The sequence below is a fragment of the Salirhabdus sp. Marseille-P4669 genome (assembly GCF_900240405.1).
Classification (GTDB): Bacteria; Bacillota; Bacilli; order Bacillales; family Alkalibacillaceae; genus OEQK01.
Genome location: NZ_OEQK01000002.1, coordinates 202,552 through 219,203, shown reverse-complemented (window position 1 = coordinate 219,203; position 16,652 = coordinate 202,552). Strand labels below are relative to the sequence as shown.

Here is a 16,652-nt window from a genome sequence, read left to right as displayed (position 1 = left end):
CTATACTTGAATGATAGCATATATAACTTGCTCATATCAAGTAGAGAACAGCTAACAATTTTTACAAATGCTTTACATATATTCGCCTATATTACAAGATTTTAACGTATTGACATGAGTAAGAAACGACACTGTTACTCCTTGCGATTTAACTTCAGTTGTAGCTCATCCAGTTGTGCATGACTAACTTCTGATGGCGCCGCTGTTAAGAGATCGGAAGCTGATGCTGTTTTTGGGAAAAGGATCGTATCCCGTAAATTGGTTCTACCTGCAAGCAGCATAATAAATCGATCAAAGCCGAGTGCGATTCCTCCATGTGGTGGTGCACCGAACTCTAATGCTTCCATTAGAAAGCCAAATTGACTATTCGCTTCTTCCTTCGAAAATCCTAATACTTCAAACATTTGCTCTTGCATCTCTTTATTATAAATACGTAAAGACCCACCACCTAGCTCATACCCATTTAACACGAGGTCATAGGCTTCAGCCTTCACTTCTGCAGGATTGGTTCTTAGTTTTTCCACATCTCCATTTTCAGGCATTGTAAATGGATGATGTGCCGCAAAATATCTACCTAACTCTTCGTCATACTCTAATAGAGGCCAGTCTGTTACCCATAAGAAATGGAACTTAGATTCATCGACTAGACCTAATTCCTTACCAAGCTTTAATCGTAAGGCACCTAAGCTCTCATATACAACATTTGTTTTATCCGCTACAAATAGTAGTAAATCGCCATCTTCCACTCCTAGCGCAGATGAAATACCAGCTACCTCTTCCTCAGATAAAAACTTTGCAATTGGTCCAGTTAACTGACCCGCGTCAGCCTTTAACCAGGCTAAACCTTTTGCTCCGTAAATTTTTACAAATTCTGTTAAATGATCAATGTCTTTTCTCGAAAAGTCCTTTGCTTTCCCTTTCACATTAAGTGCACTAACTTTCCCACCAGCTTGTACTGCTCCACGAAATACTTGGAAACTTGAATTTTCCACAATTTCAGATACCGATACAAGCTCCATGTCAAATCGTGTATCCGGTTTATCAGAACCGAATCTTTCCATCGCTTCCTGATAAGAAATCGTTGGGAATGGTGTCTGAATATCTAATCCTTTGATTTCCTTCATCACTCTTGTCATCATTCGTTCTGTCATCGCCATAATATCTGCTTTTGACATAAACGATGTTTCAATATCGATTTGTGTAAATTCCGGCTGTCTGTCTGCACGGAGGTCTTCATCACGGAAGCAACGTGCAAATTGATAATATTTTTCAAATCCCGCTACCATTAACATTTGTTTAAATAATTGTGGGGACTGAGGTAATGCATAAAATTCTCCAGGATGAACTCGACTCGGTACTAAGTAATCTCGAGCGCCCTCTGGGGTACTTTTAGTTAACATCGGTGTTTCCATCTCATAAAATTCCTCTTCATTTAGGAAATTCCGGATAACCTGAGATGTTTGATGTCTAATTTTAAATGTTTCTTGTAATGGTTTACGTCGCAAATCTAAATATCGGTATCTTAAACGTAAATCTTCTGCAGTATCTAGTTCATTTTGTATTAAAAACGGTGGGTTTTCTGATTTGTTTAAAATAGATACTGCTGAAACTTCTATTTCAATTGTTCCTGTTTCCATATTTTTATTGACAGTACTTGCATCACGAGCTACAACTTTACCTTTTACTTCTAACACATATTCACTACGGATTGATTCTGCTACCTTTAATGCTTCTTCATTAAAAGAAGGATTAAAGACGATTTGTACCAAACCAGAGCGATCACGTAAATCAATAAAAATGAGTCCACCTAAGTCCCGACGTTTTTGAACCCAGCCTTTTAAAAGAACTTCTTGGCCGATATGCTCCTCTGTTAACCTGCCACATTGCATACGCTCACTCATTTTACTTCCCCCTTAATGGATTTTTTTAGGAAGGAGATAATCTCTTCAAATGATTTTTCCGATTGCTCCCCAGTTCCCATATCTTTCACAGCAATTTTATTTTCTTTTAGTTCATTTTCACCTAATACTAAAACGTATTTCGCATGGAAGCGGTCTGCTTGCTTAAACTGTGCTTTCATTTTTCGATCTAGATAATCGATATCTACTTTTAAACCGGATAGTCGTAAATTATGACATAGTCCAACCGCTTCTTGCCTTGCTTCCTCACCCATTGAAACGATATAGCAGTCTAATGCCTCGTCTATTGGCAACGTAATGTTTTCCGCTTCTAATGCCAACAACAATCGTTCAATACTTAGTGCAAATCCGATTCCAGGTGTCTCTGGTCCACCTAAGTCCTGTACTAACCCGTTATATCTTCCACCACCAGAAAGTGTTGTAATTGCTCCAAATCCCTCAGCATCACTCATAATTTCAAAAGCCGTATGATTATAGTAATCTAATCCACGTACTAGAGTTGGATCTTCCACATATGGGATTCCCATCTTTTCTAGGTAGCTTTTCACTTGATCGAAATACTTCTTTGAATCTTCATTTAAATACTCGATTATAGAAGGTGCCGATTTCATTGCAGGATGGTCTCGATCCTTTTTGCAATCGAGTACACGTAATGGATTTTTATCTAGTCGAGCTTGACAGTCATTACACAATTCATCCTTGTGAGGTGTGAAATGATTGATTAATGCCTGTCTATGATTCGTTCTACTTTCTTTATCACCTAGGCTATTTATCACAAGTTTCAGTGATTTTAATCCGAAGGTCTTATAGCTTTCCATTGCTAAAGCCATTACTTCTGCATCTACAGCCGGATCACTACTTCCTAGTGCCTCAATCCCAAACTGTACAAACTGTCGATTGCGTCCTTTCTGCGGGCGTTCATAACGGAACATTTGACCGATATAATACAGCTTAGTAGGTTGGGTTGGATCACCATATAATTTGTGCTCAACATAAGAACGGACAACAGATGCTGTTCCTTCTGGGCGTAATGTTAAGCTACGGTTACCTCTATCTGTAAAAGTATACATTTCCTTTTGAACAATATCGGTTGTATCTCCCACCCCACGTTGAAAGAGTTCTGTATTCTCAAATAAAGGAGTGCGAATTTCATTGTAGTTAAATGCATTAGCAATATCTTTCAGTTTCGCCTCCACATATTGCCACTTTTTTGCCTGGCTTGGTAATATGTCTTCTGTACCTCTTGGCGCTTTAATCATTATGTATCCCCTTCCTATAATCTAATCAATCGTATTCTTGTAAAAACAGAAAAAACCCGTCCCTTTATAAAAAAGGGACGAGTTTATAACCCGCGTTGCCACCCTAAGTTAAAGTGTATAAAAAAAAACACTTTCACTCATTCATTTTAACGCTGTAAAGAGCGTCCAACATTTACTAAGAAATACCGACCGTTCAATGTGGAACCTCAAGAATGTCCTTCATTAAGCTTCGATGTGGAAATGCTTTCAGCCTAAGGCATATCCTCTCTTTTCACCAATTTACTTAATTACTCTTTCTATCATAGGTTCTGCTATAAAGTTTTGAATTGATAATTATCATAATGTTCTATGCGAAAAATGTCAAGAACGATTTAGCTTTTCTTTTAAATATTTAACATCTTTTAATGAAAGTCCAAATTCCTGAGCAAGCTCAATAGCAGATTGATCCGTTGATGCATTCATAAACCGATGAAAATCAACATGGAATATGTCTTGGCTTGTCGGTGTTAATTCAAATCTTTTGCCACTTACTCTCATGTTTGTTCCTCCCTTTCCTAGTAAGAATAGAATGCCAATATAACAGGATTTTGTTTAATCCATATTATTTTGTACATAAAGAGCGAAAATCTTACATAGGAAAGTAATTTTTGTTTCGATTAGAAAGGATTGTGAGTTAGGTTATAAGGCAATACCTAAGATTGATTATGAGGAATAACACGTCCCATTTTGCAAGATAATGATATTATTGTGATTGTTATATCCATCATAAAAACAGTAAGAATTGTACAACTTAGCAATTCTTAGGTAAAATAAAGAGATGAATGTACTATTAAATACATTATTCGATTAAGCGTATTGCTTGTAGGAGGTATCGTTTTTGAAAAAGAAGATTCTTTATATTCCTTCTTTAAGTTTTCTTCTACTTCTTTTATTTAACTCTCCCGTATTTGCTGTAGATGGAACGATAACAGTAGATAATTTAAATATAAGAAGCGGTCCTGGTACAGAGTATGATGTTGTTGGACAAGCTCATAAAAACACAAGTGTAACCATTTTAGATCAAACAGGTACTTGGTATAAAATTAAATTGGGACAAACAGAAGGATGGGTATCGCAGGAGTTTGTTACTGTAGCTCAATCTGGTAATAAATTAGATGCCTATGTCATAATAGATGCAAAAGATGTGACCGTCCAAGTAAGAGAAGAACCCCATATGAACGGTAAGGTTATGGATCAACTAAAGGGTCAACAATCCTATCCGTTTTTAGAAGAGAAAAATTCTTGGTATAAAATTCAGCTTCCATCTGGTAATACGGGTTGGGTTGCAAAATGGCTAGTTGAAAAAATAGATACGGTAAGCAATAACAAAGACCAACCACAAGAAGAAAAAGACCTACTGAAAAATAAAGTCATTATTATTGATGCTGGACATGGCGGAGATGATACTGGAACAATAAGTGTAACAGGGGACTATGAGAAGTATCTTACTTTCCGAACGAGTGATCTTTTAGCAGAAAAATTAGAACGTTTAGGTGCAATACCAATACAAACGCGTACAACAGATTACTTTTTAACGCTTGAGAATCGTGTTGCTTTTTCTCATGCGTATCAAGCAGATGCATTTATTAGTATTCACTATAATAGTGCCCCAGAATTTCCTGAGGTTCACGGAATTGGTACTTTCTATTACCATGATCAATATTATCCATTGGCAAATGAAATACAAAAAGAGGTCATAAAAGCAACTGGGTTAAAAAATAGAGAGGCAAGATTTGGGGATTATTTTGTAGTCCGAGAAAATATCCGACCCTCTGTATTACTTGAACTAGGCTTTTTATCCAATCAAACAGAGGAAAACATAGTAAAAGGGGATCAATTTCAACAACAGGCTACTAACGGGATTATTAGAGGTTTAATTCAATATTTTGATTATATCGAGTAAGAACAAAAGTGGAAGCACTAGGGCGCTATCGCTTGATGCGGCCATTCCTATTCGTAAACGTATACACTGTTTTTAAAATGATAATTCCCTAAACAAAAAAGGGTGCTTCTCATCAAAGAAGCACCCTTTTCTTAACGATCTTTACTATCTAATAGTAGTGTAACAGGACCATTATTGGTTAAGCTAACATTCATCATGGCACCAAAAACGCCAGTCTCCACTACTATACCTTTTTCCCTAATGAAGTCATTGAATTTCTCGTATAACGGATTTGCCACGTCCGGTTTCGCTGCATTCATAAAATTAGGCCGTCTTCCTTTACGGGTGTTCCCATAAAGTGTAAATTGTGAAATAGAAAGAATCTTTCCTCCAACATCCTTTAAGGAGAGATTCATTTTTTCCTGATCATCTTCAAAAATTCGTAAATGGACAATTTTTTCAGCTAAGTATTCTGCATCCGTTTCATTATCATCGTGGGTAACACCTAACAATACAACAAGTCCATCCTGAATTTCCCCCACTTGCTTGTCTTCCACTTCTACTTTCGCTTGAGTTACTTTTTGAATTACTGCTCGCATGTCTTTTAACGACTCCTTATTGAATCTTACGTCTTACTGTATATACTTCAGGGATCTGTTTAATACGTTCCACAATTTTACGTAAATGATCAATATTATGAATCATAATTGTAATGTTAATTGTCGCAATATGGTTTTGATCGGACTTACCAGTTACGGCTGTAATGCTTGTTTTCGTTTCATTGATTGCTTGCAATACTTCATTTAATACACCATGTCGGTCATAACCAGAAACCTCAATGTCTACACTAAACTGCTTCTTGTCATTGCCGTCACTTTCCCATTCAACCTCTAACAATCGACCTTGCATCTCCTCATCATTAAGATTTACATTGGAACAATCTTCACGATGAACAGAAACACCACGACCCTTCGTGATATATCCGATAATTTCATCACCAGGTACGGGATTACAACATTTTGATAACCGAATCAGTAAATTATCTGTTCCTTTTACTCTTACCCCAGAGTCTGTTTTTCTTCGTTTCGTTGTTTCATTATCTGTTTTTAATTCACTCAGTGCCTTTTCCAAGTCTTGCTGTTTTGGTTTGTTTCGTACTTTATCTGCTAAGCGATTTGCAATTTGCATAGCAGTAATCCCTTGGTACCCAACTGCAGCAAACATATCATCCTCATGATTAAAGTTAAACTTCTCTCCAACCTTACGTAAGTTGTCAGTAGTTAATACTTCTTTTAAGGAAACACCTAGCTGATGCAGTTCTTTTTCAACCAATTCTTTACCTTTGGCAATATGTTCATCCCGTTTTTGTTTCTTGAAGAACTGCTTGATTTTGTTTTTCGCTTGTGATGTTTTCGTAATTTTTAACCAATCCTGTGAAGGACCATAGGAATGCTTTGAAGTCATTATTTCTAAAATATCGCCCGTTTTTAACTTATAATCAAGAGGCTCCATTTTCCCATTAACTTTTGCGCCAATTGTTTTATTCCCAATTTCTGTATGAACACGATACGCAAAATCAATCGGTACAGAACCCGACGGTAATTCAATAACGTCTCCCTTTGGGGTAAACACATACACCATATCCGAAAACAAATCCATCTTAAGGGATTCCATGAATTCTTCTGCATCGTTTGCATCATTTTGCCATTCTAAAATTTCTCGGAACCATGATAATTTCTTTTCAAAGGATTTTGCTCGATTTACAGGTTTGCCTTCCTTATATGCCCAGTGAGCCGCAATTCCATATTCGGCAATTTCATGCATATCTTGAGTACGTATTTGTACTTCAAGTGGATCTCCTTTTGGACCAATAACTGTTGTATGCAAGGATTGATAAAGATTTGCTTTTGGCATTGCAATATAATCTTTAAATCTTCCAGGCATCGGTTTCCAACAAGTATGGATAATACCTAATACTGCATAGCAGTCTTTAATACTTTTCACGATTATTCTTACGGCTAACAAATCATATATTTCATTAAATTGTTTGTTTTGCATAACCATCTTTTGATAAATACTGTATAAATGCTTAGGACGACCATTAATGTCTGCTGAAATATGAACATCTTCTAATTGTTTATTGATTTCATCAATTACTTCTTCAATATAACTCTCGCGCTCCGCACGCTTCTGTTTCATTAAGTTTACGATACGATAATATTGTTGGGGATTTAAATAGCGAAGAGCAGTATCTTCTAGCTCCCACTTTATTGCAGAAATTCCAAGTCGATGTGCTAATGGTGCAAAGATTTCAATGGTTTCATTAGCAATTCTTCGTTGCTTTTCAGGTGGTAAATGCTTTAAAGTGCGCATGTTATGCAAGCGGTCTGCTAACTTAATTAAAATAACCCGAATATCTTTAGCCATGGCCACAAACATTTTTCTATGATTCTCGGCTTGTTGTGCCTCTTTTGATTTATAACGAATTTTGCCCAGTTTTGTTACGCCATCTACTAACATTGCTATTTCTTCATTAAAATTTTCTTTTATATCCTCTAACGTGTAATCTGTATCCTCGACGACATCATGTAAAAAGCCACAAGCAATGGTTTCTGGATCCATCTCTAAATCCACTAAAATACCTGCAACTTGAATCGGATGAATGATATAAGGCTCACCGGATTTTCGAAATTGATCCTTATGGGCATTTTCCGCAAATAGATAGGCACGCTCAAGTAACTCAATATCTTTTCCAGAAAGATATTGAGCAGCCTTTTTTATGACATCTTCGTTCGTTAATATTTGGTCCTTAGCCATGAAATCACCTTATATACATTAATAATCTGTTTTTCTTTTTTGCGAGCTGTCTTGTTACGTAAATTATAATAAATATTTTTTTATATTATTTATTCATTATTATGGATTTGTTACGTAAATGTAAAGTAAAAATACTTATTTTCTAGCAAAAATTAAAAAAATTTGTCGATTTTCTCTTCATGCTGAATATGAAAGTACCCTTGCCACTAAAATAAATGACAAGGGAAGAAAAATGTACCAAAAGTGTTTATACTAGTATTGCATTAATGTTAATACATCATAACCGTTTAATTTGTCTCTACCATGCAAATAACCAAGCTCGATTAAAAAGGCACAGCCTGCCACTACTCCACCTAGTTCCTCTACTAGCTTTATAGTTGCCTCAATAGTTCCACCAGTCGCTAATAGATCATCCGTAATTAAAACACGTTGACCAGGTTTAATAGCATCTTTATGCATAGTAAGAACATCCTTACCATACTCTAGACCATAGTCTACTTTTATTACTTCTCGAGGTAACTTTCCATCCTTACGTACAGGTGCAAATCCCACTTCAAGTGCATAGGATACTGGACAACCAATAATAAAGCCTCTCGCTTCTGGACCAACAACAAGGTCAATGTCTAATTTTTTCGCATATTCTACAATTTCATCTACTGCAGATTTAAATGCTTTCCCATTATCCATTAATGTTGTAATATCTTTAAATTTAATGCCTTCTTTAGGCCAATCTTCTACTACAGTAATATATTGCTTATAATCCATTTAAAACAGCCTCCTCTAAATTGCTTGCCTTCATATGCTCCGAAAACCAAGTCTTTAATTCATCATAAGTAGAATAATATAGAACTTTTTCAGCTATGATTTCCTTTTGCTTCACTTGATACGTTGATGCTTCGGTTAAATCTTGCTTTATCGGATTTGGATTGTAGATTAAATTTCCATTGTCTATTTTAACAAATTGAAGCTCTAAAAACACTTTTATTATAAAGTCTACAAAATCTTTTGACCATCCACGTGAATGAGCAAACCTTAGGCGATCTTGGACTTTAAGCTCTTTTTGTTTCATCATAAATGCATAAAATTGTTTAAAATGCTCACGAGTCGGTAGCTGACTTAAAAAGCTTTGCTTACTTGTCTTAAAATAGACATAAATCTTTTTAGGTGAGATACGGCTAAGCGCCTTTTCTAATTCTTCGATTTCGGTTGGCAAATCAACAATAAACAGCTCTTCAACTTCCATATTACGTGTTAGGAAATCTTCTATTTGGCAACATTGAAACGTCTCATTCATCCAGAGATCTTCACTGTCCAGTGGTTTAAAATGTAAGGCTACGATCGATCTATCATCCAGATTTTCAGCTAATTGCTTCACGGAATGTTTAGAGCCTCTGTAATCGAACAGCTGCCATTCCTTCACCATTAAATCCTTTAACATAATTTGCATTTTCTTTCGACCGTTCCACTCATTAATGCCTAGCTCACCAACAAGAGCAACTTTTGATTTTGACGATAATTCATGAAAAATACCGCCTTTCCCAAAACCAATCACATCAATCAATGTGCCATCTTTTTGAAAGTTCATTTTTAGATGATTTAATTTAGAACCAATTTGACGAATTTCATTTGGAATCTCTTGTTCAAATTGAAAAATTGGTTTTGGATTTCCCATTCCAAATGGTGCTAATTTTTCCACCTCTTCGATCGTTTCCATTGAAACGGTACCCATATCGACTTTCATATCAATTGGTGTGATTGGAATGAAATCCTCTGCTGTTAGTTTTTCGCTAGCAATTTGATTTAAAGCATCTCTAAGCTTGTCTACATTTTCAATTGTTAGCGTCATACCAGCTGCTTGAGAATGTCCACCAAAGCTTACAAATAAATCCTTCACCTCTAAACAGTTCTCAAACAAGTTAAATGCTGGAATACTTCGAGCAGATCCTTTTGCTATTCCTTTTTCTGCATCTATTCCTAAAACAATTGCTGGTTTATTGTACGTATTCACAAGCCTTGAAGCAACAATCCCTACTACCCCCGGGTTCCATCCTTCTTGCGCAACGATTAGGACAGACTGTTGATCAAAGTGATTATCGGTTATTATTTTTTTCGCTTCATTCGCAATATCACCAACAAGCTTTTGTCTCTCCTCGTTTAAACGATCTACTTCTTCTGCCATTTCTGTCGCGATTTCCATATCATCTTCTAAAATTAGCTCTACTGCAACGGTGGCATCTTGTAGTCTTCCAACAGCATTTAGCCTTGGTCCAATACCAAAGCCAATATGCTCCTCTGTAACGGTTCCAGATATACCAGATAACTCTTTTAATACTTTTAAGCCTGGTCTTTGGGTAGAAGTAAGAGCCTTTAATCCATAATAGACAATAATCCGGTTTTCATCTTTTAAAGGAACTAAATCCGCAACAGTACCTATGGACGCCAATTCAATTAAATGTAACGGTAATTCACCTAAAAGTGCGTGAGCAAGCTTGAAGGCAACCCCAACACCGGCAAGCTCATCAAAAGGATACGTATTTGCTAATTTCGGATGAATAATGGCATATGCATTTGGGAGTTCCTCTTGTGCCTCATGGTGATCTGTAATAATTAAATCAATCCCAAGCTCTTTTGCTACGTTCGCTTCATGAACAGCAGCAATACCTGTATCTACTGTAATAATCAAAGAGACCTCGGCTAATTTAGCTTGTCTAAAAGCCGCTTCATTCGGTCCGTATCCTTCTGTAAATCGATTTGGAATATAATAGTCCACGTATGCATCCTTTTCACGTAGAGCTTCTACTAGTAGGGAAGTTGATGTTACTCCATCTGCATCATAATCTCCAAATACTAAAATTCTTTCCCTATTTTGTATAGCCTGTTCTATCCGCTCTATTGCTTTTTCCATATCTGGAAATAAAAAAGGATCATGTAAATCCTCTAATTTGGGTTCTAAAAATTTTCTAGCTTCTTCCGTATTATAAATACCTCTTTTTATTAAGAGTTCTTTTACAATCGTAGATATATTTAATTCTATTTTTGCATCGCTATTCGTTGGATTTTCTACAATCCATCTAGAACTACTTTCAATCACAAAATTCACCCCTAACCTAGTTATTATACTAGAGGTGGATAACTGTGGCAAACCAGATTCGAACGGGTCTTATGTACCTTTATTGCTAGATTCACCCCTAGACACGTTATTTTGTTCCTTTTCTAGCTCACTTAACTTAGGATCCTCCTCTATAATGGTAGCAGAGTTGTTTTGCTTCGTTCGCAATGCCTTTATTTCCTTTTGCAATTTAAATACTTTTACAAACCCAAAAGCACCTGTAAGCAAACTCCCCATTAATACAGAGAATAGAATGACTAATATGAGAGGAATTTCACTTGTTCCGAATAGATAATTAACTGGAACTGCATCTACATTAATAACCGCAAAGATTGCGATAAGTACAGCAAAGATAATAGCTAATATAATTGATGATTGAGCTTTCATATCGCTTCCTCCTTTTATATTCTTTAATTCAGTTTCCCCTATTCATTCTTTCAATATAAGAAAAATCCCTTGACCATAAAACTTAGGCAAGGGATTTGATCTTTTCACTATTATACTTGTGGTCCGCCAGACGGCTTTTTCTTAACCGTTTGGATAGGATTACTTTCAATATTCTTCCCTCTCCATACTAGCCATAACTGGGCAGCAATGAATAAAGAGGAATACGTACCTGCCATTAAGCCTACAACTATTGCTAAAGCAAATAACGTAATGGAGCTTGCTCCGAAAATAAGCAGCATTAATGCCGCGAATATTGTCGTTATCGAAGTATTTATACTTCTGGTTAAAGTTTGCATAATACTCTTATTGACGATGCCAGCCAATTCCTTAAATGTTTTCACACGCTTTTTCATTTTTAGATTTTCGCGTATTCGGTCAAAGGTGACAATCGTATCATTTATCGAGTACCCTACGATAGTCAAGATGGCTGCAATAATCGTAATATCGAATTCCAATCTAAATATACTAAACAACGCAATAATAAAGAAGGCATCATGCAATAACGCAATAATCGCTGTTAAAGCGAAATAGAATTCAAATCGGATTGTCGTGTAAATGATTATTCCAATAGATGCATATAAAACAGCCAAAAAGGCATTTTTCACTAAATCTAACGCTACATCCGGTGTAACCGTACTTACACTCGGCTCGTTCCCATATGCTTCTGTAAAGTGAGCCTTTAATTTTGCAATTTCGTCATCTGATAAAATACTATCGAATCGAATCATCGCAATTTCGTTTTCATCACCAGCATGTGTAATCTCTTTAGCTTCAAAACCTAATTGATCTATGTGTTCATTTACTTCTTCTACTGTAATCGTATTTTCCGATAAAACTTGTATCCGTGATCCAGCAGTAAAATCAATACCTAAATTTAATCGGAATAGGGCTACAGAAATAATACCAATAGCAACCAAAACAATGGATGCGGTAAAAAACTTTTTGCGATGTTTTACAACATCGAAGCTTCTACCAAATACCTTCGGCTCCACTTCCTCGCCTTTGTTAATATCCTTGATTTCAGAAGCTTTTACACCAAACCAGCTTTTCTTCTTGTTTAAGTATTTACTCTTCACCCATAACCCTAGCATTAATCGTGTTCCATAAACCGCAGTTAGGAAGCTTACGAGAATACTAATAATTAGCATCGTAGCGAAACCTTTAACCGTGCTAGTCCCAAACATAAAGAGAACAACGGCAGCAATTAAGGTTGTGATATTTGCGTCAATAATTGCTCGTAAGGATTGGCTTGTCCCTGCTTTAAACGCAGAGGCAACCGTTTTACCTGATTTTAATTCCTCTTTTATACGCTCATAAGTAATAATGTTCGCATCAACTGCCATACCAACCCCCAGCACTAATGCCGCTAAGCCAGGAAGAGTTAATACTGCATGCATTAAATTAAATACGAGCAGAATTAAATATATGTACACACTCAATGTTACTACCGCTACAACTCCTGGTAAACGGTAATAGAAAATCATAAACAAGAAAATAATACCGATACCGATTGCACTGGCAAATACTGTCTTATCTAACGCTTGTTCTCCAAATTGAGCACCAACAGAAACCGAATAGATTTCATTTAAATCTACTGGGAGCGAACCAGCATTTAAAACATCTGCTAAACGCTTTGCTTCTTCAATTGTAAAGTCACCAGTAATTTCAACTCTCGTGTCATTAATTGGGAAGTTCACGTTCGGATCGGAAATAAATTTAGGATTTTCTTTTGTTACCTCTTCTAAATAAGAATCTCCCTCATCAAAATCCATCCATATAACCAATTTGTTATTAGGTGTCATTTGAGAAATTTCCGTCGTTACATCGAAAAATTTAGAGCTATCCTTTAATTCTAACGTTACATTTGGTTTATTATATTGGTCGAAGTTTTGTGCTGCACTTCCTTCGACTATGTCTGTGCCGTTTAAGTATTCCTTATCGTTTACATCTCGAAAGGAAAGCTGTGCTTCTGTTGATAAAAGCTCTCGTGCTTCTGTTTGATTTTGAATTCCAGCTAATTGAACGCGAATTCGATTTCCTTCCTCGATATCTATTGTTGTTTCATTTACGCCTAGTACATCGACACGCTCCCGTAGGCTTTGTACGGTAGCATCCATAACTGTACTATTAATTTCTTGTCCTTCTTCTAGTGGTTCCACTTCATATAAAATTTCAAAACCACCCTGCAAATCCAAACCTAGTGATATCCCTTTTGATATATCTGTTGTTGTTGTACCTATAATTCCTGCAAATATAAGCGTTAGCAAGAAAAAGGCAACAATTCTACCTCTTTTCACCATGATGAATAAGTGCCTCCTTTAGTTCGATAACATTGATAACGTATCATACAAACAGCCCAATAAGGCGTAAGAACCCTCTGTTAAGGTAGTGCGTGCCTTAACAGAGGATTTAGAATAGCTAATTTCATTTAGCTAAACGTTGTTCATAAATGATTATTCGTTATTCAACCCTGAAATTGCCTCGATTTGTGCAAGTAAATCATCATTACGATAAAATTCACGAGTTAAATATGCCATATATGTACCTGCACTTAGATGAAATATGTCTTGAACTACTTGATGTAATCGTAACTCCACATCTTTTTTCCATACTTTTTTTAGACAGCAATCCCACACATTTTCTTCATCAGCTTGGTCATAACCTAAAACATGTAATTCTTCCACTTTACTCTTTAATACAGGCAAAACAAAAGGTTTCCACTTCGAAACTGCTCTTGTCTCTATCATGAATTGCCCCCCTCTTTGTCAAAAAGCACGGATATTGTCTATCGTTCTATCCAACTTCGTACCTTTTATTTTAAACGATTGTGCTAGAAAGCAAAAATAATATTTACAAATTTTATGATTTTCATCTAGGCTTGTCATGCTTGACCAACACCCTTGCATATACATTCATTGTATATGATTTTTAATATTTTGAGAAGGCAGGGCATTATTATGGCGAAACAAACCTTTATCCAAGGTACGCTAATTTTGATTATCGCGGGTTTAATTACACGTTTCCTTGGATTTATCAACCGAATCGTAGTTGCACGAATAATGGGTGAAGAAGGCGTAGGTTTATATATGATGGCTTTGCCAACCTTATTTCTCGTTATCACACTGACTCATTTTGGATTGCCTGTTGCAATATCCAAAAGAGTTGCAGAAGCCGATGCTCAAGGGGATCGGCTGAAAATTAAACGCATCCTAATTATTGCATTTTCTATTACATTAGTATTGAGTGCTATTTTTACTGTTGCCTATATTTTAATTGCTCCCATTGTTGCAACTCAATTTTTAACAGATGAACGCACATTATATCCTCTTATTGCAATAAGTCCCATAATACCGATTGTTGCAATTTCAGCAGTGTTAAGGGGTTATTTTTTGGGGCTTCAAAATATGAAACCACAGGCAATCTCGCAAGTAATAGAACAAATAGTTCGAATTGCCTTAGTAGCATTGTTAACGAAAGCGTTACTCCCCTATGGTGTGGAATTTGCCGCTAGTGGTGCTATGATATCCGTTGTCATCGGGGAAGCCTGTTCTTTAGCATACATTGTCTATCAATTTAAAAATAAAAAGAGAATTAGAGTGAGAAAGAACTTCTGGAAGTCGTTTAAAAAAGGGAGAGAGACATTAGGGGAACTTATGTCTATTGCTCTCCCAACTACTGGAAGCAGACTTGTCGGTAACCTATCTCACTTTCTAGAACCTATACTTGTTGCACAAGCTTTAGCTATAGCTGGTTTTACAGTTTCGCAAACAACATCACTTTACGGAGAATTAACAGGTTATGTGTTGCCTTTGTTATTTCTACCTACTTTTATTACCAATTCCTTAAGCACTGCCCTTGTTCCATCCATAAGTGAGGCTGGAGCAAAAAACCAAGTAAAACTCATCCATTTTCGAATTCATCAATCGATTCGACTGTCCTTTGCTTCAGGAGGTATTGCAACAGTCGTATTGTTTATCTTTGCTGGCCCTATTCTAACCTTTATGTATAACGATGCGGATGCAATCAAATATGTACAATTGATGGCTCCATTTTTTATTTTACTCTATTTTCAAGCACCTCTACAGGCTGCATTGCAAGCGCTTGATCTAGCAAAACAAGCTATGTATAACAGCATAATTGGTTCGATTGTAAAACTAACCACATTATTTATTTTAGCATCGCGTCCTGAATTTGGAATACGAGGGGTTGTCATCGCTATAGTAGTTGGGGTGGTTTTGGTGACCTTTTTACATTATGCAGTATTAGTAAAAGCGATTTCCTTCAAACTACCTTTTGTTGATATAATCAAAATGCTAGGATTACTAGGAACCACCTATATGGTTGGTAAATATATATATTTCCTATTTCCGCAAGCAGAAAAGAGTGGGATCACGCTTCTATTCGTATTCCTTATTATTGGAATCATTTATGTCCTCTTGTTATTTTTGTTCCGTTTTATAACAAAAGAGGAATTAAAGCAGCTGCCTTTCTTTAAGAAAAAGTAACATAATTCGCTATAAAGGAGCACAATATGGAAAACTGGTTATTAGATATCATGGCTGAGAACGGGTATGGTGGTATTTTTGTGTTGATTGCTTTGGAAAATCTTTTCCCACCAATCCCTTCCGAAATCATTTTAACCTTTGGAGGTTTTCTAACTACTACCTCCAATTTAAGTGTAGTTGGCGTCATATGTGTGGCAACATTAGGCTCTGTGGTAGGGGCTATTCTTTTATATTTATTTGGTGCCCTTCTTGGATTGGAGCGGCTTGAAAGAATAATTGAAAAGTGGGGTAAATACCTACGTCTAAAAAAAGAGGACATTCATAAAGCAGAAGGCTGGTTTCAAAAATATGGTCCCTTGGCCGTCTTTTTCTGTCGCTTCATCCCTTTGATTAGAAGCTTAATCTCTATACCAGCAGGGCTCGCAAAAATGAATTTTACGTTATTCTTGTTATTAAGCACATTAGGTACTTTAATCTGGAATATCATCCTCGTGTTACTAGGTGCATCCTTAGGGGAATCATGGGATACAATTGTACATTATATGGATGTGTATTCAAACGTCGTATATGCAGCATTATTTCTACTAGTACTAGTAGCTTTTACGTACCTTTGGAAAAACAGAAGCTCGAAAAAATTGAAATAACGAAAGAAAATCCAAACTAGCCTGAACTTCT

General features: G+C 36.2%; 13 protein-coding genes and 1 other annotated feature. Of the genes, 3 read left to right on the top strand and 10 right to left on the bottom strand.

All coding sequences use genetic code 11. From position 1 onward, the window contains the following. Window positions 1-134: 134 nt before the first annotated feature. From aspS to C1A05_RS18155, 3 genes are all read right to left on the bottom strand, one after another. A complete protein-coding gene (gene aspS / locus C1A05_RS04090) occupies window positions 135-1,901 on the bottom strand; it encodes an aspartate--tRNA ligase (RefSeq protein ID WP_102026921.1) in 1,767 nt (588 codons plus the stop codon). After that, on the bottom strand, window positions 1,898-3,181 hold the full coding sequence (hisS, locus tag C1A05_RS04085) for a histidine--tRNA ligase (protein ID WP_102026920.1): 1,284 nt from the start codon (window positions 3,179-3,181) through the stop codon (window positions 1,898-1,900). Before hisS ends, aspS begins: the two co-directional genes overlap by 4 nt. A gap of 67 nt (window positions 3,182-3,248) precedes the next feature. Next, window positions 3,249-3,490 (bottom strand) — a binding site (T-box leader). 48 nt (window positions 3,491-3,538) lie between these two features. After that, the gene (locus tag C1A05_RS18155) at window positions 3,539-3,715 is read right to left on the bottom strand and encodes a hypothetical protein (protein ID WP_200816471.1); all 177 of its coding nucleotides are present in this window, start codon (window positions 3,713-3,715) and stop codon (window positions 3,539-3,541) included. A gap of 340 nt (window positions 3,716-4,055) precedes the next feature. On the opposite strand from C1A05_RS18155, the gene C1A05_RS04080 reads away from it, so the two are divergent. Beyond that, window positions 4,056-5,120, top strand: coding sequence for an N-acetylmuramoyl-L-alanine amidase (locus tag C1A05_RS04080; RefSeq protein ID WP_102026919.1), 1,065 nt, complete (start codon window positions 4,056-4,058; stop codon window positions 5,118-5,120). 131 nt (window positions 5,121-5,251) lie between these two features. Here the strand turns inward: C1A05_RS04080 and dtd are convergent, their stop codons facing one another. From dtd to C1A05_RS04045, 7 genes are all read right to left on the bottom strand, one after another. Further along, the gene (gene dtd, locus C1A05_RS04075) at window positions 5,252-5,698 is read right to left on the bottom strand and encodes a D-aminoacyl-tRNA deacylase (RefSeq protein ID WP_102026918.1); all 447 of its coding nucleotides are present in this window, start codon (window positions 5,696-5,698) and stop codon (window positions 5,252-5,254) included. Between the two features lie 16 nt (window positions 5,699-5,714). Continuing rightward, window positions 5,715-7,916, bottom strand: a complete 2,202-nt coding sequence (locus tag C1A05_RS04070; RefSeq protein ID WP_102026917.1) for a RelA/SpoT family protein — start codon at window positions 7,914-7,916, stop codon at window positions 5,715-5,717. A gap of 252 nt (window positions 7,917-8,168) precedes the next feature. After that, window positions 8,169-8,681, bottom strand: a complete 513-nt coding sequence (locus C1A05_RS04065; RefSeq protein WP_102026916.1) for an adenine phosphoribosyltransferase — start codon at window positions 8,679-8,681, stop codon at window positions 8,169-8,171. Continuing rightward, a complete protein-coding gene (recJ, locus tag C1A05_RS04060; protein WP_102026915.1) occupies window positions 8,671-11,007 on the bottom strand; it encodes a single-stranded-DNA-specific exonuclease RecJ in 2,337 nt (778 codons plus the stop codon). The genes C1A05_RS04065 and recJ overlap by 11 nt, the downstream gene beginning before the upstream one ends. Before the next feature lie 69 nt (window positions 11,008-11,076). After that, window positions 11,077-11,412 (bottom strand): LapA family protein, encoded by a 336-nt coding sequence (locus C1A05_RS04055; protein WP_102026914.1) that lies wholly within the window; start codon window positions 11,410-11,412, stop codon window positions 11,077-11,079. Between the two features lie 110 nt (window positions 11,413-11,522). Further along, a complete protein-coding gene (secDF, locus tag C1A05_RS04050) occupies window positions 11,523-13,772 on the bottom strand; it encodes a protein translocase subunit SecDF (RefSeq protein WP_102026913.1) in 2,250 nt (749 codons plus the stop codon). Between the two features lie 153 nt (window positions 13,773-13,925). Next, complete coding sequence (locus C1A05_RS04045) at window positions 13,926-14,219, bottom strand: post-transcriptional regulator (RefSeq protein ID WP_102026912.1); 294 nt, start codon at window positions 14,217-14,219, stop codon at window positions 13,926-13,928. Between the two features lie 210 nt (window positions 14,220-14,429). On the opposite strand from C1A05_RS04045, the gene spoVB reads away from it, so the two are divergent. Together spoVB and C1A05_RS04035 are read left to right on the top strand one after the other, a co-directional pair. After that, entirely contained in the window at window positions 14,430-15,977 is a 1,548-nt protein-coding gene (gene spoVB, locus C1A05_RS04040) for a stage V sporulation protein B (protein ID WP_102026911.1), read from the top strand. Between the two features lie 26 nt (window positions 15,978-16,003). Continuing rightward, entirely contained in the window at window positions 16,004-16,621 is a 618-nt protein-coding gene (locus C1A05_RS04035) for a DedA family protein (protein WP_102026910.1), read from the top strand. The last annotated feature ends 31 nt before the right edge of the window (window positions 16,622-16,652 follow it).